General features: G+C 50.7%; 27 protein-coding genes. 26 read left to right on the forward strand and 1 reads right to left on the reverse strand.

The features are described from left to right. The first annotated feature begins 1 nt into the window (after window position 1). Genes KP014_RS09520 through KP014_RS09530 form a run of 3 tightly spaced genes read left to right on the forward strand, consistent with a single transcriptional unit; the run spans window position 2 to window position 1685 of the window. Window positions 2-1012, forward strand: coding sequence for a hypothetical protein (locus tag KP014_RS09520; RefSeq protein ID WP_036595701.1), 1011 nt, complete (start codon window positions 2-4; stop codon window positions 1010-1012). Window positions 1013-1044: 32 nt separating this feature from the next. Further along, on the forward strand, window positions 1045-1248 hold the full coding sequence (locus KP014_RS09525; protein ID WP_036595702.1) for an IDEAL domain-containing protein: 204 nt from the start codon (window positions 1045-1047) through the stop codon (window positions 1246-1248). Next, entirely contained in the window at window positions 1245-1685 is a 441-nt protein-coding gene (locus KP014_RS09530; protein WP_036595704.1) for a DUF5348 domain-containing protein, read from the forward strand. Before KP014_RS09525 ends, KP014_RS09530 begins: the two co-directional genes overlap by 4 nt. 28 nt (window positions 1686-1713) lie before the next feature. Here the strand turns inward: KP014_RS09530 and KP014_RS09535 are convergent, their stop codons facing one another. Further along, entirely contained in the window at window positions 1714-2016 is a 303-nt protein-coding gene (locus KP014_RS09535; RefSeq protein ID WP_036595706.1) for a hypothetical protein, read from the reverse strand. 69 nt (window positions 2017-2085) lie between these two features. Between KP014_RS09535 and KP014_RS09540 the strand changes: the two genes are divergently transcribed. From KP014_RS09540 to KP014_RS09655, 23 genes are all read left to right on the forward strand, one after another. Then, entirely contained in the window at window positions 2086-2352 is a 267-nt protein-coding gene (locus tag KP014_RS09540) for a hypothetical protein (RefSeq protein ID WP_036595709.1), read from the forward strand. A 2-nt stretch (window positions 2353-2354) separates the two neighbouring features. Further along, complete coding sequence (locus tag KP014_RS09545; RefSeq protein WP_036595712.1) at window positions 2355-2585, forward strand: hypothetical protein; 231 nt, start codon at window positions 2355-2357, stop codon at window positions 2583-2585. A 3-nt stretch (window positions 2586-2588) separates the two neighbouring features. After that, window positions 2589-3182 carry an HNH endonuclease signature motif containing protein gene (locus KP014_RS09550; RefSeq protein ID WP_036595717.1) on the forward strand — a complete coding sequence of 198 codons (594 nt, stop codon included), beginning with the start codon at window positions 2589-2591 and terminating at the stop codon, window positions 3180-3182. 429 nt (window positions 3183-3611) lie between these two features. After that, complete coding sequence (locus KP014_RS09560) at window positions 3612-4343, forward strand: DNA adenine methylase (protein WP_343223080.1); 732 nt, start codon at window positions 3612-3614, stop codon at window positions 4341-4343. Between the two features lie 41 nt (window positions 4344-4384). After that, entirely contained in the window at window positions 4385-4600 is a 216-nt protein-coding gene (locus KP014_RS09565) for a hypothetical protein (protein ID WP_036595720.1), read from the forward strand. Between the two features lie 32 nt (window positions 4601-4632). Next, a complete protein-coding gene (locus KP014_RS09570) occupies window positions 4633-4824 on the forward strand; it encodes a hypothetical protein (protein WP_036595723.1) in 192 nt (63 codons plus the stop codon). Next, window positions 4821-5285 carry an ASCH domain-containing protein gene (locus tag KP014_RS09575; RefSeq protein WP_036595725.1) on the forward strand — a complete coding sequence of 155 codons (465 nt, stop codon included), beginning with the start codon at window positions 4821-4823 and terminating at the stop codon, window positions 5283-5285. The genes KP014_RS09570 and KP014_RS09575 overlap by 4 nt, the downstream gene beginning before the upstream one ends. Further along, window positions 5282-5665 carry a LexA family protein gene (locus KP014_RS09580; protein WP_051500133.1) on the forward strand — a complete coding sequence of 128 codons (384 nt, stop codon included), beginning with the start codon at window positions 5282-5284 and terminating at the stop codon, window positions 5663-5665. The genes KP014_RS09575 and KP014_RS09580 overlap by 4 nt, the downstream gene beginning before the upstream one ends. Window positions 5666-5787: 122 nt before the next feature. Continuing rightward, window positions 5788-6267: an ArpU family phage packaging/lysis transcriptional regulator gene (locus KP014_RS09585; protein WP_063619489.1), complete on the forward strand. Its 480-nt coding sequence runs from the start codon at window positions 5788-5790 to the stop codon at window positions 6265-6267. 93 nt (window positions 6268-6360) lie between these two features. Next, complete coding sequence (locus tag KP014_RS09590; protein WP_036595728.1) at window positions 6361-7062, forward strand: hypothetical protein; 702 nt, start codon at window positions 6361-6363, stop codon at window positions 7060-7062. A gap of 538 nt (window positions 7063-7600) precedes the next feature. Continuing rightward, on the forward strand, window positions 7601-8467 hold the full coding sequence (locus KP014_RS09595) for a hypothetical protein (RefSeq protein WP_036595730.1): 867 nt from the start codon (window positions 7601-7603) through the stop codon (window positions 8465-8467). Window positions 8468-8667: 200 nt separating this feature from the next. Continuing rightward, a complete protein-coding gene (locus KP014_RS09600; protein ID WP_036595732.1) occupies window positions 8668-9210 on the forward strand; it encodes a ParB N-terminal domain-containing protein in 543 nt (180 codons plus the stop codon). After that, window positions 9207-10244: a DNA cytosine methyltransferase gene (locus KP014_RS09605; protein ID WP_036595735.1), complete on the forward strand. Its 1038-nt coding sequence runs from the start codon at window positions 9207-9209 to the stop codon at window positions 10242-10244. Before KP014_RS09600 ends, KP014_RS09605 begins: the two co-directional genes overlap by 4 nt. 1 nt (window position 10245) lies before the next feature. Next, a complete protein-coding gene (locus tag KP014_RS09610; protein WP_036595736.1) occupies window positions 10246-11538 on the forward strand; it encodes a DNA modification methylase in 1293 nt (430 codons plus the stop codon). Between the two features lie 56 nt (window positions 11539-11594). Then, window positions 11595-12284, forward strand: coding sequence for a hypothetical protein (locus KP014_RS09615; RefSeq protein ID WP_036595737.1), 690 nt, complete (start codon window positions 11595-11597; stop codon window positions 12282-12284). Window positions 12285-12470: 186 nt separating this feature from the next. Next, window positions 12471-12680, forward strand: a complete 210-nt coding sequence (locus KP014_RS09620) for a hypothetical protein (RefSeq protein ID WP_036595738.1) — start codon at window positions 12471-12473, stop codon at window positions 12678-12680. 265 nt (window positions 12681-12945) lie between these two features. Next, on the forward strand, window positions 12946-13851 hold the full coding sequence (terS, locus tag KP014_RS09625; protein WP_036595741.1) for a phage terminase small subunit: 906 nt from the start codon (window positions 12946-12948) through the stop codon (window positions 13849-13851). Beyond that, on the forward strand, window positions 13841-15271 hold the full coding sequence (locus tag KP014_RS09630; RefSeq protein WP_051500134.1) for a DEAD/DEAH box helicase family protein: 1431 nt from the start codon (window positions 13841-13843) through the stop codon (window positions 15269-15271). Before terS ends, KP014_RS09630 begins: the two co-directional genes overlap by 11 nt. A 7-nt stretch (window positions 15272-15278) precedes the next feature. Continuing rightward, complete coding sequence (locus KP014_RS09635) at window positions 15279-16787, forward strand: hypothetical protein (RefSeq protein WP_246590685.1); 1509 nt, start codon at window positions 15279-15281, stop codon at window positions 16785-16787. 1 nt (window position 16788) lies between these two features. After that, window positions 16789-17841 (forward strand): phage minor capsid protein, encoded by a 1053-nt coding sequence (locus KP014_RS09640; protein WP_036595745.1) that lies wholly within the window; start codon window positions 16789-16791, stop codon window positions 17839-17841. 4 nt (window positions 17842-17845) lie between these two features. Next, window positions 17846-18082, forward strand: coding sequence for a hypothetical protein (locus KP014_RS09645; RefSeq protein ID WP_090834020.1), 237 nt, complete (start codon window positions 17846-17848; stop codon window positions 18080-18082). Between the two features lie 11 nt (window positions 18083-18093). Continuing rightward, window positions 18094-18324 carry a hypothetical protein gene (locus tag KP014_RS09650; RefSeq protein ID WP_036595746.1) on the forward strand — a complete coding sequence of 77 codons (231 nt, stop codon included), beginning with the start codon at window positions 18094-18096 and terminating at the stop codon, window positions 18322-18324. Between the two features lie 102 nt (window positions 18325-18426). After that, on the forward strand, window positions 18427-19146 hold the full coding sequence (locus KP014_RS09655) for a hypothetical protein (RefSeq protein ID WP_036595748.1): 720 nt from the start codon (window positions 18427-18429) through the stop codon (window positions 19144-19146). Window positions 19147-19160 lie beyond the last annotated feature (14 nt).

Raw genomic sequence — 19160 nt, forward strand, 5'->3', positions numbered from 1 at the left:
GATGAGCTATATCAATTTCAAAGGGACGGTCAAGAAGATTAACCTGAAATCTGCCGATGAGACGGAAATCACAATCAGCATTCCTGCTGAGGAGTTGGACGGTCAATATAATACGCTGCAAAGCATGCTGGAGCTTAAGGTTATCGGCGGGTTGGACTCGCAGATTGTCACGTACAAGGTTATGAAAAACGCCAAAACTGGACAGCCGCTTACGAAATATACTGTGGACAACGGCGGGGTCGTGTCCGTAGCCCAACCGGAAGGTGAGCAGCTTTCTATGGATTTGGGTCTGCCACCGGAAAAAGTGGAGGTTAAGGCAGAACCGGAGCATATCGATCTTGAAGTCATTCAAGCTTTCATTCTCAATGGGCTGGCGCCTCACTTCGAAGATATGGATTATGACTTTCAAGAAATCGAGCAGCGCCTTCTTGACGGTGAAACCTATCTGAAGATCGCTGCAGATGTGGACATGGGTGTCGGCGTATTTGTGGTTATGGTGGACGAGTACCGGAAGCGCGTGGCACCAATGGCCGCCAAATGGGACGAATGGCGGCAAGGCCAGGCGCCGGCTGAACCGGCAGCGGCAGGCTCGGCACCTGGTCCGGACGATAAACACCATGCGGATTCTGAAGGCGAAAAACAAGAGGGGGCTGATCCGACGGCTGACGGTGAAGGTGATGGGCTTGAAGGTGAAGCTTCAGGAGAGTCCGCTTCTGGCGAAGGTGGGGAATCCGGCGGCGCCGATCAGGAAGATCCTGCCGCTGAGGTCGAAGTGAGCAAGGAAGCGCTCGATGAATTTATTCTCAAGGAACGTCCATTGTTTCCGGAAATCGAATTCAACGGTGAACCTATCCCTTTTCCCGATCTCTTGGAAAAGCGAAAGCGTGAAGATAAAGTTTGGCGTGATATCGCTATCGAGAGCGGTATGACTAGCGGGCAGTTATCGTCCAAATGGTCCGCTTACCGCAAACTGGCGGCGAAGAAAATGCAAGGAGGCGGAGGAGCAGCGTAAAGCTGCTTCTTCTATTAGAAGGAGGAGCCGAAATGTTTATCGACGCTTATATGCAGATGCGGTATGAACAGGCTCGTGGTGTGCTGGCAGAAGTGATTTTGGAAAACGCCATAAAGAGATTCCGGGAAAAGCGGATACGCATGTTGATCGACCAGGCGCTGGACCAGCGGGATGCCAAAGCATTCTATCGATATTCGGCGGAGCTGGCCGGGATTAGAAAGGATGAAATCGAATGAAAGATCAAATACAAGCGGAGCTGCAGAAGCTAATGCCGCAGTTCAAGCGGGTTACGAAGATGATCCAGGAGGCAGAGGATTCTTGGACGGCACATTATGATCGGACAAATCCGGATGACATGTACCTTCGAGATATCTTTAATGTGGTGGGCGATAAACTGGGTGACGTTGAGCAGTTGCTCCGTGTGGCTGCAGCGCCGGTGGCAGAAGAGGGGATCTTGAGAAAGGGCAAAAACGGTCGGTATAGTTTGAACGGCTCAGAGTTTACCACCGGCCAATCGATCGAATATCTGGACGCGGGCTACGATGGATACGACCCGCGATGGGTATATTCCCGGATTGAGCACAATGGGACGGATTACTACATTGTCCGTAGCCCCAAGCTCCTGCTTAATGGGCTGAAAGTACGGATCAAGAGAATCTCGCGGTGGGATTGAATGAAAAAGCGGCTGAAAGCCCAGCCGCTTAATCCTCAGTAAGTTTCAATTCAATGAGTTGCTTGCAATGAGGACATTTTTTTTCCAATGTGAAAGTCTTCTTTTCGTTAATAGTAAGCAGTGAGAGTAGTTGGATGATCAGTCCAGGCAACGATATTCCTGCTAGAAGCAGAGTGATTCTATTAATTATAGCTGCATTTGTGATTACCTGGTCATCAATGAAAGCAAGAAAAATCATTAGGCCAATTAACCCGATTACTCCTACTGTCGCAAAGATAAATAGAAGTCCAAATACAATTTTTACCCATCGTTTCATTTTTCTAATTGTCACTATATCACCTCATTCTCTATTACGGGAAATAGTGGGAATAAGATTCACTTTTTGAAAGGAGTGGGACTCATGAATGATCAACAGCGCCGTAAGGCTTTTCAATGGGTCAAGTCGCTGTCGAACGCTAAATTTTGGAGCTGGATGAATTTCGTACACTCCCGGGCCTACGCCGCAGCAGCTCAGCATTATGATGAGGCAATGTCCATTGTCCTGCAGCCGAAGCAGGCCGCAGCGGTTAAAGCAAAGGCCAACGAGATCCGCGAGACCTGGGACGGCATGGCCACAATTACGATTGAGGAGACGGAAGGCAAAGAATTTCAAAATGTGGGGGTGTAGGCATGCGAAATACTTTAGGAGATTTGAACAATCACTTATTTGCTCAATTAGAGCGACTGAGCGACGAGGAACTGACCGGAGAAAAATTGGTGGACGAGATCAGCAGGGCGAAGGCTGTGACAAGCGTTGCTTCTCAAATTATTGCAAACGGATCTCTTGTTTTGGATGCGATAAAAATTGCTGATGACAAGTTGAATGCTAACACGACCATCCCCAAGATGTTGGAGGGATGATGTATGTTCCGATTCACATCTGATCAGGTCGATTTTATTAAAACCAATATCAAAGGTCGTTACATCGAGGAACTGACGGAGATGGTTAATGCTCATTTTGGCATTAACCTTAAGTCCTCACAAATTCGGGCTTTTGTGAAGAACAATGGCCTTAAAAGTGGCATCGATGCAAGGATTAAACCAGGAAGCGTTCCACCCAACAAAGGGAAGAAGGGGCTTAGTCAAGGCGGAGTGGAGACGCAGTTCAAAAAGGGTCACAAGCCGCACAATTATGTTCCTGTAGGTTCTGAAAGGGTAAACGGCGATGATTATGTAGATATCAAGGTTGCTGATCCGAATCAATGGCGGGGAAAGCACCTGATAGTCTGGGAGCGGCACCACGGACGCCACGTTCCGAAGGGGAATGCTGTTATCTTCGGGGATGGCAATCGGCGTAACTTTGATCCGGATAACTTGATCATGGTCACCCGCGGGCAATTGGCCATCATGAACAAACGAGGGCTCATTCAGAATGATGCAGAGCTGACGCGGACCGGTGTCATTATGGCAGATATCTATAAGAAGATCGGAGAGAGGAAGCGGGGCGGGAGACACTGACACTGGAGCTTTACAAGCCGGCGGACAAACATTCCACCGGTGGCGTAAGTTCCCAGACGACCATCGTACTCGCTCTGCTTGGGGCCTTAGCTCAGTCGGGTAGACGCGTCGCTGGCAGCGATAGCCATGGTCGGCGTGAACACCATCGTCAGCGAATATGTCGGAACAACGCACCCATGCATGATTCCGACCATAAGTAAGGCTGCATTCGGTTTTGGCCCAGCTGGCAGCTATATCCCGGCCCGTCGGTGCCGGTGCCAAGCGGGCATCCGCCTTATGAAGCGACATCTTCGTCGTCAAAAGATTCGGTATCCATGACATGACACCAGTGTCATGTTGAATATGAAAGGAGGAATTAGTTTGAAAGTTCCTCGGATTTTGCACTACCCCGGCAGAAAATGGAGCATGGCCGACTAGATTATCAGCCATATGCCGCCGCATACGACCTATCTGGAGCCTTTCTTCGGCTCCGGGGCGGTACTGTTTAACAAGCCACCGTCTGCACTGGAAACGGTGAACGACCTGGACGAGGACGTGGTTAACCTCTTCCGTGTCATCCGTGATCAGCCTGATGAACTGGCCCGTGCAGTGTACTGGTCACCATATGCTCGACAGGAATACCTTGTTTGCCAGAAAGGCGGGGATACGGATCTAGAGCGGGCCCGCCGGTTCCTGGTCCGCTGTTGGCAAAGCATCCGGGTAAAGACTGGGTCAATCAGCGGTTGGAAGTGCCGCGGAACGCCAGATGACTCCTACAGGGTGAAGCAGTGGAACAATTTGCCGGTAAAAATCGCCGCGGTTGCCGAGCGCCTGAAAGACGTTCAAATAGAGAATCGCCCGGCGATGCAGGTGATTGCTCGGTATAACAGGCCCGACGTTCTGATATATGCCGATCCGCCATATCTTCTCGAAACCAGGAATGGGGCAATCTACGACAACGAAATGACGGATGCCGACCACGAAGCATTGCTCGCCGCACTCGCAGCCCATCAGGGGCCTACATTCCTTAGCGGTTACGACAATCAGCTTTATAACGAGCGTTTGGCAGGATGGAGGCGAGAAGAACGACAGCAGGTTATCGAGACAGGGCAAAGCCGGACGGAAGTCCTCTGGATAAACCCTGTAGCCGCTGGTCAGGTCAGACAGCTGCAGCTATTTTAGGGGGAGAGGCTACACCCTTTCCCCACAAAGGAGAAATGAATATGAAAAAGGGAATATTTCGGGAAAGTGGCTGGAAAGCAGAGGTCAAGATAATCGAGGATAAATCAAATGAGGAGGAAGAGCGGTACGTGCTTGAAGTGGTAAAGACGCTTCGTCCTAGCCCATATTTCGGCGCGAGACCCGACGGTGATACATTCGAGGTTTTTGCCAATCGGCAATACCGGCATTATGTGGATTGGCAGTTAAGCATCGATTAATCCGGGCTAAGGCCCAAGGGAGGATATAAGACATGCAGAAGGCTGGGCCTATCAAATATTACAAAGTATCACGCGGCCAGGTGCTTGCTGGATTATTCCAATCCAACTGCCCAGATATGGTTGCTGATCAGATTAATCTTCTTCAGCGGGAATATCCCGGGATCGAGGTGAACGAAGTTTCGGAGAAAGAATACAAAGAGCTTCAGGAGGCAGCGAAAGCATGAAGGCCATTACCATAAAGCAGCCCTGGGCGACGTTGATCGCGCTCGGTGAGAAACGGTTCGAGACGCGTTCTTGGGCCACGAAGCACCGCGGCCCCCTCGCTATTCACGCGGGCAAGCAGGTGGACAAAGAAGTCTGCGAGCAGGTGGAGATCCGCGCAGCACTGGCCCGACATGGATTCACGGCGGATAATCTGCCGACAGGGGTAGTAGTGGCAATAGCACAACTGGCAGGGTGCTACACGATCTACGACACGATAGATAACGGAACACATATTGTCAGATGTCCAAATGGTAAATACGACTTCGACAAGGTCGAGTTCATCCGTAAGCCGGAAAGCGATTTTGGATACTACTCCGAAGGCCGATATGCCTGGGAGCTGGCGGACGTTCAACCGCTGCCGGAGCCATTCCCGGCCAAGGGGCAGCAAGGCCTGTGGAATTGGGAGGCACTCATACTATGACCGATAAGAATTTAACACCGAAACAAGCCAGGACACTGGAAGTCATTCAGTCATTCATAGCTAAAAACGGATATTCCCCGACTGTTCGTGAGGTTGCGAATCTGCTTAATCTCTATTCTTCATCGACAGCGTTCCGACATATTGATCTGCTTTGTCAAAAAGGATACATTTCTAAGAGCTCAGATGGACCGCGAACAATTCGTATACTCCGAGGATCAGATAATCAAGAAATTATAGTGGAAGGAATGAAGGAGGTCCTGCAGTTCTACGCCGATCGGTTGAATTGGGAATTCATCACCGATAAATCCGCGCCAGTGTTGGCAGATGGCGGTGAACGGGCGCGGGCAGTTTTGAAAAGAGTATATGGAGGCTCTTCATGATTCCGAGGCAAGACCGCTGGAGCCGATATCTAAAGTAATGCAAAGACCCCCATAACCTGGCCGGGCGCGGGGGTCCAATCTCTTACCTTCATTCGAATTATACCACGAGTGAGGGGATTATCATGGGGAAAAGCGACAAAACAGCAATCCAACTAGCTTTTGACATCCTCCCGATCGACGAAACAGAGACCCGTCGCCGGGTGGAAGAGTATTTGGAGACGGTCCGCGTGTACCGACAGATCGGCTTCGTGCGGCGCCAGGCGGCTATGACGGCCAGCCCGGAACCGCGGTATCATGGATCAACCAATGCAATCAGTCGGCAGACGGAGAATATAGCGATATGGAATACCGATAGAGCGGCGGAGCTCGAGCGGCAGTCGAAGCTTTTGGATTTGGCGATGGGGAGGCTGAAGAAAGCTGAGCGGGATATTATTCAACGGCGTTATTTGGACTATGAGGACGAGTATGATTCGATCCTGTGCGGTGAACTGGGCATGAGTGAACGGAAGTATCGGCGAGTGAAGTCGAGAGCGATTTATGTGTTGGCATGTGCGTTGGGGTTAGAAGTATTAATAGAACATTATCCGACTGTGATTATTTAACTGGCGTAAGCCAGTTTTTGCATTTTAAAGGGGATTTATATTACTTATCGAAATTACTATTTATATAAATTCCTACAAATGGGTGGTAAGCAGATGGCAATAAAATTAGAGAAAAGATTCAGATTAGCTGATGTAATAAACAAGAATAATAAATATCATTTATGGATTACATCGGTAGGGGTCGCTAGACAAGACCTATATTTTGTGAATAACCAAATAGCAAGATTGATTGACACTACTGAAAGAGAAAATTTTATCTACTACGCCAAAATGTCAATTGGACATGTAAATGAGTCGTTAGGACTTTTAAAAAAGGCAAGAGAAAAATATCAAATTATATGGAATGAGTTTTTAAAGATTAAAGGGTTTAAAGATAATTATGATGAACTATTAGAATTGTGTGAGGGAGAAAGCAAAGGCTCTTTCTATAGAGATGTCTTATTCAATGCAAGAAATAATATCTTTCATTACAATAAAGGAAATTGGATTGATCAGTCAAAAGAGTATGATTTCGAGAGTACTGAAAAGGTCCTTCAGTCTATGTACGATGAAAACTTTTACACAGGATATAAACTTGGAGTAATGAGTGGAGAGCATGACTTTTATTTCGCTGAGGAAATACAAATAAATTGGTTATTTGAGCTAGGTAAACAATACGAGCTTTCAGAAAGTGAACTGCTGTATAAGATCAGTTTAATAACCGCAAAGGTGATGAATATCCTTTCTTTAATTTTATATGAGTTCTTTGCAAGGAGTTCGAATCTTACTTCAGGATTTAATATCCGATATAAATAAAAATTTGGCCGTCTTTGGGCCGCTTTATGACCGCACAATGGCCGTTCATTATGGTTTATTCATGATAAATTTGTACTGTGGAAATCAGGCGAGAGTGACACGCACGGCCGCGAACTGCGGCGATGAACCGGGGCGTACCTCCTCTCGTCTTTTCTATTTCAGGAGTAAAGCAACTGATGGGCCAACCGGGAGGCAGTCGAGCAAAGGGAAACTCCTGATAAGAGTTTCTGGCTATGCTCCTTCAGTTGTTTTACTGCTCAAATATGAAAGAGTGAGCAATAAGGAGTCTGGCGGGGGATATTATTAATAGATCACCTGTAATCGCTGTTGAAGCTTTTGACTCCAATTTCAGCAGATCAGTAAAATGGTCTTGTTCTTCCTCTCTTGTTACAAAGTACAGATGCTTTTATAGCAAAGAGCGCAGCGCATTTGCTGCGGGCGCGGAGCGGACGCCATTCTTTAAAAAGCGTGTGAATTTCGCGAAAAGCGTTATTTTATCGCTGAAAAGCGTACATAGCACAGTCGAAGTCGTTCATTTATGAGCGGCTTTTTTTCTATTGGGGGAATTGTTCTTGAAAAAGAAGAAGCAACAGCAGCAGCGGTTAAAAGACCCGCCCAGGCAGCCGATCCGATGCAAGGATTGTATCTGGGGCCGGTGGGAAGGATCAGCACAGTTTTGTGGCAGGGTGAAGTGCCAGAAGGAAAAAAATCCCTGAATGTCGAAAGTTACTTATTAACGATGTCAGGAGGAGATTCTCGCATAATGCAAAGGGAAGAATTAATAAGACTTTTTGTTATTCCATTGACCACAGCTCTATTCACTACAATAATCCTCGTGGTAAAAGATTGGATTCAAAAGAAGGGTGCTACTAAACGAAATATAGCGGAAAAAATGTTAATAGACTTATATAACTATTTATTCACAATAAGTGTGAAGTATGAAAAGCTACTAATTATTTCAACTAGAGACGAACTTTATAACGTTGATGAAAATGGTAAAGAGTACTTTATAGAAGTTCCCTATATTGAAGACTCTTCCTTGTGGACTAAGGCGATTGATGAAACTGCAGAAATGATCTATAAAAATATACACCTTATACGATATGAAGACTTAATAAAATGGCTTGAAGTTGTAGCGGGAGATCAAGAAGAATATGTTACAGAAGATATCGCAATACAGAAGTATAGATCGTATTTGAATTTTCTGAAACAAATAAAAAAGAGTTATGGAGAACTATATAACGACTTTCATATGAGCAGTAGATTAAGAAGAAAATTGAGAATTAAAGAAATAAGGAAAAAGAAAAAAAATGCTAGAAAGAATCCCTTTTATTCTCGTCAGGAAAAGAAAAAAGAACGCGACCGTTTAAATAAAATAATACGCTCAATTAAAAAACACAAGTAACCGAAAAGCATCCTTTTTAAGGGTGCTTTTTTCATGCGCGAAAACAGCCTTCTGTGAGCTGTTCTGAGCGCTAGTTCGTGGGAACGTCCGTTTGCAGGGGTGAAGCGCCAGAATGGCAGCATGAGCCGATTCTGTTGGCCTGTGTCGAAACCTGTGGCAGTCCCATGATAAAAAACCAACTCAACATAAAGGAGGTCCTTATGGACATCAGAACCATACCGATAGAGCAGATCAACGCAGCCGCCTATAACCCGCGTATCGACCTTCAACCCGGAGATCCGGAGTATGAAAAGCTCCGCCGCAGCCTAGATGAATTCGGCTATGTGGACCCGATCGTCTGGAACGAGCAGACCGGCAATATGGTCGGCGGCCATCAGCGGTACAAGGTGATGGTGAAAGAGCAGGGATGCACGGAGTTGGCCGTTTCCGTCGTGAATTTGGACCCGGAGCGGGAGAAGCTGCTTAATCTTGCACTAAACAAGGTTTCAGGACGCTGGGATGACGAGGCGCTGGCGCGGCTGCTGGGCGAGCTGCAGCAAGGCGGCCTGGACATATCACTGTCTGGCTTTGATGCGGATGAAATTGACGACTTAATCGCGGAATTTACGGAGCCGCCGGCGGATCAGCTTGGAGACTTTCAAAACCGGGAGATGGATGTAGCGGACTTCGATGAATCCCGCTTCGACTGCAAATGTCCGCGCTGCGGCTTCGTCTTTGATCAATCAGGAGCGGATGCGTCATGAAACGGCCCGCTTGGGATTGGCGTCTAACCGATTTGGCGGATGTTCCGCAGCATGGCCGTACGGTGTTCTCCTGCTTCAGCTGCGGAGGCGGCTCCACGATGGGGTACAAGCTGGCCGGATACACGGTCTTGGGGAACGTGGAGATTGATCCACAGATGATGCGTATTTACCAGCGCAACCATAGCCCGCGTTATCCGTTCCTGATGCCGATTCAGGACTTCAAGTCGATTCCAGATGCGGAGCTGCCGCTGGAATTATTTAATCTGGACATTCTGGACGGATCACCGCCGTGCAGTGTGTTCTCCATGGCTGGACAGCGGGAAGCCAAATGGGGGAGCGAACACCATTTTCGGGAGGGGCAGGCCGTGCAGCGGTTGGATGACCTCTTCTTTGATTTCTTGGATGTGGCCGCGAAACTCCAGCCTCGGGTCATTGTAGCGGAGAACGTAACCGGCATGATCCGGGGACGGGCAAGGGGATACGTCAGTCTGATCCTGTCTAGGTTGAAGCAAATTGGATATCAGCCGCAGCTCTTTCATCTAAACTCGGCCACGATGGGCGTTCCTCAAAAGCGGGAGCGCCTGTTTTTTATCGCGGCGCGGTCGGATCAGCCGTTCTCTCCGCTGCGGCTGAATTTTGATGAGCCCCCCCTGTTGTACGGAGACATTCGAAGCGGGTCCGGAACGCCTATCAAGCGCGACAAAGTGACCTACAAGCGGTGGCTGCGGAGACGTCCCTCCGATGCGGATATCGGGGATATCACCAAGCGGATAGAAGGCCGGCAGAGCAGCTTTAATACCCGCCTCTTGGCCAATAACAAGGTAGCGAATACCTTGCTGTCCTCGTCTGTTTATCTACGACATGATGAACCTTGCCGTATATCAAATGAGGATATTGTCCATATTCAAACATTTCCGGTCGATTACGACTTCATGGATGCGGACGTTCAGTACGTTTGCGGTATGAGCGTTCCGCCGCTCATGATGTATCGGATTGCAGAGCAAATACATCTTCAATGGTTTGGGGGGAAATAGGGTGAGGGTTCAGACAATACCAATTCAACAGCTGCGCAGTAACGGCTGGAATCCGAATGAAATGGACGATCATCGTTACCGCTCATTGGTGGCCAGCGTAAAGAAGCACGGTGTGCTGCAGCCGATCTTGATTAGGGCGGATATGACGATTATCAAGGGCGAGAAGCGTTGGAGAGCCGCCAAAGAGGCGGACTTAGCAGAAATGGTTTGTGTCATCGTAGAGTCCAGCCAGGAAGAGTCCAAGCTTCTGACGATCAGCCTCAGTAATCTCCGGGGCAGGACGAATGAGGAACTTTTGGCTTCATTGCTTGAGGAGTTGTCCGGTTCGTATACGCTAGAGGAGATTGCCCTTGAAACCGGCTATTTGCAAATCGATCTGGAAGGATATCTGTCAGGGCTGCAGCAGCCCAGCGATGATAATGTGTTTGTTGAAGAGGATAATTTTGATGTGCAGCACGCTTTGCTCGCTATTGAGGAGCCGGAGACACAGAGGGGAGACATTTGGCAGCTCGGACCGCATCTGCTGATGTGTGGCGATGCCACCAGCGAGGATGATGTTCGGAGGCTTATGGACGGCGCCAGGGCCGCGCTTGTGGTGACGGACCCGCCGTATAATGTCGCTGTCGAGAGCAGCTCCGCCCGCCTTGCCGCTGACGGCCGCGACTCCATAATGAATGACGACATGCCCGCAGAAGAATTTGCAGGCTTTTTGCATGCCGTCTTCGAGAGATACGCCGCCATCATGGACCCGGCTGCCGCGATCTACGTCTCCCATCCGTCGTCCTATCAGCGGGAGTTCGAAGACGCCATGAATGCTGCCGGCATCGAGGTCCGGACGCAGTGCATCTGGGTCAAGAACGCGGCCACCTTTGGCTGGGCACAATATCGCTTCAAACATGAGCCGGTCTTTTACGCACACCTGCGTGGGAAGGCTCCGGCCTGGTACGGAGACCGCAAGCAGACTACGGTATGGCGTGCAGGCTTGCCAGCAGAGGACCCGCTTCCTGAGACAGTTTGGGAGGTAAGCCGCGGCGACGTCACCAAGTATGTTCATCCAACGCAGAAGCCTCTGGAGCTGCTTGCCATTCCGATCCGGAACAGCAGCCGGAGCGGGGACACGGTTACTGATTTCTTCGGTGGCAGCGGCTCAACGCTTATGACATGCGACCAGCTCGGTCGGATCTGCCGGACCATGGAGCTAGACCCGATCTTCTGCGATGTCATTAAGCGGCGGTATAAGGATAAAACCGGCATAGAGCCGCAACTTCTCCACCGCGCCGATCCCGCGGCATAGCTTTCCTATCGACAATATTTTACAATAGATTTGATTCTATAAATGGGGTGAATCTATTGAGCGATATAAAGAAAGATTTAGGAAATTCATCAGGTGATTACGTCCATTCTGTTGTTAGGACAGGATTATCGGCCATTCCAATAATCGGCGGCGGAGCATCTGAGTTATTTTCACTTTTAATTGCCCCACCAGTTTCAAAAAGAAGGGACAGGTGGTTAGTTAAAGTAGCCGAAGGAATTGAAGAACTCAAAGAGAAGATCCATGAATTCGATATCAATTCGCTTGCGGAAAATGAGGTTTTCATCACAACAGTTTTGCAAGCTTCCCAAATTGCGATTAGGAATCACCAAGAAGAAAAATTGGTTGCATTAAGGAATGCGGTTCTTAATTCTGCTGTTGGAATTGATGTTGAGGAAAGTATACAGCTTATGTTTTTAAGCTTAATTGACACGATTACTCCTTGGCATCTTCGTATCTTAAAATTATTCCAAAACCCTAGCTCTTGGACTATAGAACACAATAAGCAGTTTTATTCATTAGGATCACCGGTTGAATTACTGGAATCTGCATTTCCAGAACTTCGTGGTAGACGAGATTTTTATGATGTCATTATCAAAGATTTGAACACTCAGGGGTTAATTGGAATAGATAGTCTCCATATAATGATGACTGGAAGTGGCGTAATGGCGCCGAGGACCACCACATTTGGAAATCAATTTTTGACTTATATATCATTCCCTCAGTAATACAGAGAAAATCAGCCGCCTTGCAAAAGGGCGGTTTTTCTTTTGTCCAAATTAAAAGGAGGACGCTCGAACGTCCTCCCCATCATCCAGGGTATCCCCCGGCTGAGACAGCGGCGCGCCACGCGTGGCATTCTCAGACATCCGCTGTCTCGTTTCCAATACTACATGGAAGCCGAGGGGAACACAATGGGAACAAAAGATGAAGATTTATTGCAACACGAGCTTGAAGTGATGGCCGGCATCCTGGAAAGCAAGGCGCAATACAGGAAAATCATTAAGGCCGGTATAGCCAAGTGGGTCAAGGACTTTCAGGACGGTCGGATTGAGATTCGAACTGTCGATGACTTGAAGAAGTTGATTGAGATTGATATTGAGCTGCAGAAGGATGAATTATAAATAGTCGGTATCATCAGGCAGATAACTGTACCAGGTACTTTGCTCTTCACATTCTTGACAATGACCGAATACTGCCCGATCGCCTGGACGCGGACCAGCGTGAAGTAACCGATCGATTATGTGGGGAGTTTTCTTTCCGCATCCTTTGCATTGTTGGTGAACGTCAATCATTTTAATTCCTCCTTTGTGTGATACACGAATTCATATATACCTCTTTCCTTTTCGTTAGAACTAAGCTTATTTGTCGGGGGTGGTGACATGTAGCATGGCTAAGAAGCGAGACCCGAGACGTGACGAGGCATTTGAGATATGGAAAGCCAGCGGCGGGAAGATCGACCTTGTGGAAATCGCAGCGCAGCTCGGCGTATCAGATGGTACACTCCGCGGGTGGAAGTCAAAAGACAAGTGGGAAGCCAAGCTGAACGAAACGCTCCGATCAGACGAACGGAACGTTCCGCAAAATACGGAGCGTTCCAAACGCCGTGGCGCTCCCAAAGGGAACAAGAACGCGGTCGGCAATCGCGGCGGTGCGCCGCCAGGCAATACGAACGCAGCAGGTAATCGGGGTGGCGCTGGCGGGCCGCTTGGCAACAAGAAGGCGGTCACCACCGGTGAGTACGAGACGATCTGGATGGACACGCTCACGGAGGCTGAGCAGCAGCTCATGGAGCAGATCAATACAGACCCGATCGTTCAGGCCAATGAATCGATTACCCTGCTTTCCTTCCGTGAACGTCGTATGATGCAGCGCATAAAGGACTTGATGGACGGCCTTAACGAGAAGGAGCGTAGCGTCCTTTATGAGCTGAAAACGAAGAAGGACGTTGGTGTTATCCACGACGAGAAAACGGGCCTCACGAAAAAGGTTCCTATTTCTCGGGATGAGCTGGTGAAGTCAAAGGTGGAGATCAGTTCGTTTCGGAAACTGGACGACATTCTGAAGCTGGAAGAATCCCTGACCCGCATCCAGGATAAAAAGATCCGCGCCATTGAGCTCAAGAACCGGCTCATAGCTGTCGACGATGAAAAGCAAGTCCGAACAGCAATCCTTCAGATCGAGCTGCAGAAGCTGCAGGGCGCCGAAGGAGCAACAGCGAGCTGGACGGATGCGATCCGTGAGATTGCAGAACGTCGTAGAGCGGCGAGGGTGAGTGAACAGAATGAGCATTAAACCATACAATGTCCTCGCAGCTCTGACGGATCTTGTTGATCTGTATTGGGATGATCCCGTCGCTTTCGCAGAGGACATGCTCGGTTTTGACCCAGACAATTGGCAGCGCAAAGCCATGTCCGATGTTTCCAAGTATCCGCGGACCAGTGTAAGGTCCGGACAGGGAGTAGGGAAGACAGCCTTTGAGGCGGCATTGGTCATGTGGTTCCTTTGTTGCCGGCCAAATCCTAAAGTAGTCTGCACCGCTCCAACCAAGCAGCAGCTTCACGATGTGCTGTGGGCTGAGGTAGCGAAGTGGCTGGAGAAGTCGTTGGTGAAGAATCTTCTTAAATGGACCAAAACCAAGATTTATATGGTAGGGCATGAGGAGCGCTGGTTTGCGACCGCACGAACCGCGACCAAGCCGGAGAATATGCAGGGCTTTCACGAAGACTACATGTTATTTATCGTGGACGAAGCCTCTGGGGTTGCGGACCCAATCATGGAAGCCATACTCGGCACGCTGTCCGGTGATGAAAATAAGCTTTTGATGTGCGGTAACCCTACTCGGACGAGCGGGGTTTTTTATGATTCCCATAACCGGGACCGTGCAAAGTTCCGGACCCATAAGGTCGACAGCCGCGACAGCAAGCGGACCAGCCGCGAAAACATCGAAATGTTGATCGAGAAATACGGTGCCGATAGCGATGTGATTCGCGTCCGGGTATTCGGCGAGTTTCCAAAGGCTGAGGCCGACGCTTTTATTCCGCTGGAACTGGCCGAAACTGCTGCTTCTGCGAAGGTGGAGGTTTCAGGAGACATCCTTCATCTTGGAGTCGACGTCGCGCGTTTCGGAGACGACGAAACCGTCATTGCTCCTCGGATTGGGATGAAGGTGTTCCCGCTGCAATGCTACAACAAGCAGGACACCATGGTTACAGCCGGTCGTGTGATCGCTGCGGGGAGAGAAACGATGAAGCTTTACCCGCGTCTTCGCAGGGTAGAGATCAAGGTCGATGACAGCGGAGTCGGCGGCGGGGTTACTGACCGTCTGAATGAGGTCATTGCGGAAGAAGGACTCTCCGGATGGAGAGTGATCCCGGTCAACAACGGCAGCAAACCAATCGATGACGAGCAGGATCATTACGAAAACAGAGGAACTGAGTCTTGGGCGATCATGAGGACAGTCCTTCAGGAGGCCTTTTCAAAATATCTACAAGGCGAACCGATGGGGATTGAGCTTCCTCCAGACGAGAGGCTGATTACCCAGCTTTCACAACGGAAGTACCGCATGACGAGCAAAGGGCGAATTGCTCTTGAGCGGAAAGAGGACATGAAGAAACGCGGCCTTGATTCGCCTGACCGTGCTGATGCAGTAATTCTGTCATTTGTTACTGAACCTGATATGCAGTATTCGAATCAACGGCCGTCAGGCTGGTAAAAGGAAGGTGAATTCATTGACCATTATTTATTCCAAACGCCGCTTCCCGCCGCCGCCATACGACGCCGAGGTCGAGGACATGCTCTATTTCCGGCTGCTGTACGACGGCGATCATGACCTGATCTTCCCGCGGGCACGAAGCGTCCAGACCACGGAGCGGATCATACGTCGGTCTCGCCCGGGATTCTTCCGGCGCGGTCAGAAGGCGGAGTTCAAAGTGTCGACCGAGCATCAATACGTCGTGGTTAACTTCGCGAGCTTGGTCGCTGAGGTCCCAGCGGACCTGATCAACCGATCGCTCGGCAATGTATCGGCGGATGTGGAGACGGGGCCGGAGCTGGATTTTGTCTCAGGCGTCGTTTCTTCGTCTAAGCCGAACGATAAGATTTGGTCCGCGGTTACTCAGCACCAAGTCGACGGCCTGATCGCGTACCGCATCCGGCGGGACGGCGGAGGCAAGGTCTGGTTCGAGTGGCTGCTCGGAGACCGATACTTCCCACATGAGGATGGCCGCGGCGCCGACCTTACGTGGATTGAAGAGTGGGATAACGGCCAGGGAGCAAAGGACCGCTTCCTTCGTGTCGAGCGTCAGGAGCTGAGCGGGGATGATCTGACCATTCAGCAGCTCGTCTACAAGATGGACAGCGACAACGTGGGTGACCAGGTCGATACCCAACATTACGCCGCCGATCACGGGCTCGACATTCCCGAGGACGCCGAGCTCCCGGGCATCGGCGAGCTGCTCTGCGGATACGTTACCAACGACGAGTCGCTGCTGCATCCCCGCGGACGCTCGGCGCTCCGGAACATCGACACAATTCAGGAGGAAATCAACTGGACGATCACACGGGATTCCATCGTGTTTGAAAAGCACGGCAAGCCCAAGCTGGCGATCCCGCGGGGGCTGTGGGACACAGTCGCACAGTCCAATCAGGCGAATTACGGTGCCCGCTTCGTAAGAAATGCGGACTTGGAAGTCGTCAGCTACAACGAGAATAACGGTGCCGTACCGTTGTACATCACTTGGGATGCCAAGACGAAGCAGTCATTTGAGCACGTTGATCGGCTGATCAAGTACATGCTGGCCGTATCCAAGACATCTGTCCAAGCGGCCGGACTGGAGGATGCCAAGGGCGACACCGGAATCGCGCTGCTGTATCTCTGGATTCAGTCGGTCATCAAGGCTGAGGCCATCAAGGATAAATTCGACGGCGCAATTAAAGACGCCATCCGGAAGTGCATGATTCTCGAAAATGCGATCGGCGCCGGCGGACTGAAGCCGGTGAATCCCGTAATCGAGTGGGGCGACATGCTGCCGAAGGCCGAGAGCGAACGCGACACTGAGGAAGTCGGGAAGTACACCGGCGGCGTGCAGTCGCTTGAAACCACGGTCCGCCGGATGCACCCGGACTGGTCGGAGGATGCGATCGCTGCCGAGATCCAGAAGATTCAGGACGAAAAGGCAGTCGACACACTGAACCCGACCTACACGCAGCCACCGAAGGTGACGGTGTAGGATGGCGACGCCGGATGAAATCATTGCACTTTACATCGCGGCGGATGAAAGGCTTCGCCGTCTTCTGCAGGAGTTGGAGTCCGGCAACCTCACCGCCCGCCGACAACGGGAACTGGAGCAGCAGATCGATGCCATCATCGCCGAACTGACGGGAGAGGTCGGGCAGCAACTCGCCGAGCTGATTGGAGAACAGTACCGAGCCGGCGCCATGGCTGCTGTCGAACAACTGGCCGCAGCAAAGGTAACGGTGGAACTGATCAATGATTCACTTGAACCGATTATCCATCAGCAGGCGGCTCAGGCGATCATGGACGAAGCCTTTTACTCCATACTGGAGGCTTCCGAGCACATGACTGCGGACGCCAAGCGGCGCATTCGGGACATCGTGCAGGCCGCGAATCAGCTGTCGATGGTGGATGGCGTGAGCCGGCGCAAGGCAACGAAGCAGGCGATATCCGATGCCAACGCCCAGGGCATCACTGGTATGGTCGCTAAGAATGGAGCCCGAATACCGGCGGAGAAATACATGGCCAGCGTCGTGCAGTTCCATCAGCGTAAGGCGCATGTCACCGGAGTTGAGCAAATGGCAATCCAGAACGACCGTGATCTGCTATACGTTAATTACGTCGGCATTACCTGTTCGATCTGCGCCAAGTATCAGGGCCGCGTGTACAGCATCAGCGGTAATGATCCGCGCTTCCCTCGGCTGGAGCGGCGTCCGCCATATCACAGCCATTGCGTGCATTCAATGTCCGTTTGGGTGGAGGAGTACACGTCGGCGGCGGAGATCGAGCAGGCCATACAGGATTCCAATCGGCCGTTTGAGGACAATCGCACCGAGGCCAATATCCGAAGGTATGAGGAACTGCAGCGCGAGAAGTCCCGGAAGAATGAGACCCGCAAGCAGTGGATTCGTTACAAGGCGGTCCTGCCAAACGACACGCCGAACCTGAAACAGTTCGCCAGCCATAAGGTTCGCGGCACGAAGAAATATGCGGAACTGCAGGAGCTTTACCGGAAGGTGAATATCGAGATCAAAAAGCAGGGAGGATGACATAGTGGAATTGAGAATGAAGGCAAGGAATTCAAGGGCAAGAAAGCCGGTATTCAGATTGGTGCAATTCTTGACCGGCATCCACCGGGTCCATCATGATCGGTGGTCTTACGGATGGAAGTTGCCTTTCACACAGCTCGGTTACTTTCTTGTGCGAATCTTCGGCCGCCGGCATGGCCTGAAGCGAATGAAAGGCCATGGTCTGGATTACCATGACTGCACGGTTACCGGGATTTATTAGGGGGATCGGCCATGGATGAAATTAAGGAGCGTCGTGATCGCCGTGCGGGCAAGGTAACGCCGCTGGCTTGTGCTGAAAGTCTGCTGCAGGCGGCTGAACATGGGCGCATTGAGGCATTCGTTGCCGTCGTGAAGCTGGCTGACGGTACGATCCAGACGACATGGAGCCATGTCCAGAGCATTGAGGCGCTTGGATTGCTGGAGTGTGGCAAAGACGATGTAATGCAGCATATGCGGGAGTAGGTCGCTCGAGGGAGTGGCCTTTTCTTATGTCCAAACCGTGGCATGACTTTAAACTGCCTATCGAGGACGCCTACCCGGGCATAAAACAGGAGGTCATTAACCATGTATCCATATATCGTAAGTCGTTTCCGTTACCGTTTGGATCTTCAACTCTTTGCCGCTGATAGTGGTGGAGGTGAAGGCGGCGGTGGAGGGGGAGAGGGAGGCAGCGGCGGTTCCGGCGGGGAAGGTGGCGCCGGTGGTGAGGGAACCGATAAGAAGTTTTCTCAGGCCGAGCTTGACGCTAAGATTCAGTCCCGCGTCTCCCGCGCCGAGAAAGCCGCTCAAACCGCTCTGGCCAAAGAGTTGGGCTTTGATTCTGTCGAAGCCATGCAGACCTCCCTGAAACTGAAGGACAAAGACAAGGGCGGGAAACTTGACCCCGCCGAAGTCGATCGTCTGGTCGACGAGAAGATCAAGGCGCGCGAGAAAGAGCAGAACGATAAGACCTTTCAGCGCTTGCTTAACGCCGAGGTAAAGGTACTGGCAAACGAACTCGGGTTTGCCGATTGGGAGGATGCCCGCGCCTTGGCCGACCTGTCTGCAGCGAAGGAGAACGACAAGGGCGAGTTGGATGGCGTAAAAGAAGCCCTTGAAGCCCTCGCCAAGAAAAAGCCGCATCTGCTGAAAGCCAAGCAGGGCAGTGGCCGGATCGGCGCCGACATTTCGGGAGGTTCTGCCGACGACAAGAAGAAGCGCCGCGAGGACATTGTCAATTTGGCTAAGAGTCGCGGAACTATGACTGGCGGTCAGGCCGTGCATGATCCGTGGTCCAGAAAATAAGGAGGGAATAATTC

The organism is Paenibacillus sophorae (genome assembly GCF_018966525.1).
GTDB lineage: Bacteria > Bacillota > Bacilli > Paenibacillales > Paenibacillaceae > Paenibacillus_AQ > Paenibacillus_AQ sophorae.

What these genes read in the sequence shown, in the direction of transcription:
- KP014_RS09520 (WP_036595701.1), top strand. Translation starts at nt 2, where the DNA reads ATGAGCTATATCAATTTCAAAGGGACGGTCAAGAAGATTAACCTGAAA.
- KP014_RS09525 (WP_036595702.1), top strand. Translation starts at nt 1,045, where the DNA reads ATGTTTATCGACGCTTATATGCAGATGCGGTATGAACAGGCTCGTGGT.
- KP014_RS09530 (WP_036595704.1), top strand. Translation starts at nt 1,245, where the DNA reads ATGAAAGATCAAATACAAGCGGAGCTGCAGAAGCTAATGCCGCAGTTC.
- KP014_RS09540 (WP_036595709.1), top strand. Translation starts at nt 2,086, where the DNA reads ATGAATGATCAACAGCGCCGTAAGGCTTTTCAATGGGTCAAGTCGCTG.
- KP014_RS09545 (WP_036595712.1), top strand. Translation starts at nt 2,355, where the DNA reads ATGCGAAATACTTTAGGAGATTTGAACAATCACTTATTTGCTCAATTA.
- KP014_RS09550 (WP_036595717.1), top strand. Translation starts at nt 2,589, where the DNA reads ATGTTCCGATTCACATCTGATCAGGTCGATTTTATTAAAACCAATATC.
- KP014_RS09560 (WP_343223080.1), top strand. Translation starts at nt 3,612, where the DNA reads ATGCCGCCGCATACGACCTATCTGGAGCCTTTCTTCGGCTCCGGGGCG.
- KP014_RS09565 (WP_036595720.1), top strand. Translation starts at nt 4,385, where the DNA reads ATGAAAAAGGGAATATTTCGGGAAAGTGGCTGGAAAGCAGAGGTCAAG.
- KP014_RS09570 (WP_036595723.1), top strand. Translation starts at nt 4,633, where the DNA reads ATGCAGAAGGCTGGGCCTATCAAATATTACAAAGTATCACGCGGCCAG.
- KP014_RS09575 (WP_036595725.1), top strand. Translation starts at nt 4,821, where the DNA reads ATGAAGGCCATTACCATAAAGCAGCCCTGGGCGACGTTGATCGCGCTC.
- KP014_RS09580 (WP_051500133.1), top strand. Translation starts at nt 5,282, where the DNA reads ATGACCGATAAGAATTTAACACCGAAACAAGCCAGGACACTGGAAGTC.
- KP014_RS09585 (WP_063619489.1), top strand. Translation starts at nt 5,788, where the DNA reads ATGGGGAAAAGCGACAAAACAGCAATCCAACTAGCTTTTGACATCCTC.
- KP014_RS09590 (WP_036595728.1), top strand. Translation starts at nt 6,361, where the DNA reads ATGGCAATAAAATTAGAGAAAAGATTCAGATTAGCTGATGTAATAAAC.
- KP014_RS09595 (WP_036595730.1), top strand. Translation starts at nt 7,601, where the DNA reads ATGAGCGGCTTTTTTTCTATTGGGGGAATTGTTCTTGAAAAAGAAGAA.
- KP014_RS09600 (WP_036595732.1), top strand. Translation starts at nt 8,668, where the DNA reads ATGGACATCAGAACCATACCGATAGAGCAGATCAACGCAGCCGCCTAT.
- KP014_RS09605 (WP_036595735.1), top strand. Translation starts at nt 9,207, where the DNA reads ATGAAACGGCCCGCTTGGGATTGGCGTCTAACCGATTTGGCGGATGTT.
- KP014_RS09620 (WP_036595738.1), top strand. Translation starts at nt 12,471, where the DNA reads ATGGGAACAAAAGATGAAGATTTATTGCAACACGAGCTTGAAGTGATG.
- terS (WP_036595741.1), top strand. Translation starts at nt 12,946, where the DNA reads ATGGCTAAGAAGCGAGACCCGAGACGTGACGAGGCATTTGAGATATGG.
- KP014_RS09630 (WP_051500134.1), top strand. Translation starts at nt 13,841, where the DNA reads ATGAGCATTAAACCATACAATGTCCTCGCAGCTCTGACGGATCTTGTT.
- KP014_RS09640 (WP_036595745.1), top strand. Translation starts at nt 16,789, where the DNA reads ATGGCGACGCCGGATGAAATCATTGCACTTTACATCGCGGCGGATGAA.
- KP014_RS09650 (WP_036595746.1), top strand. Translation starts at nt 18,094, where the DNA reads ATGGATGAAATTAAGGAGCGTCGTGATCGCCGTGCGGGCAAGGTAACG.
- KP014_RS09655 (WP_036595748.1), top strand. Translation starts at nt 18,427, where the DNA reads ATGTATCCATATATCGTAAGTCGTTTCCGTTACCGTTTGGATCTTCAA.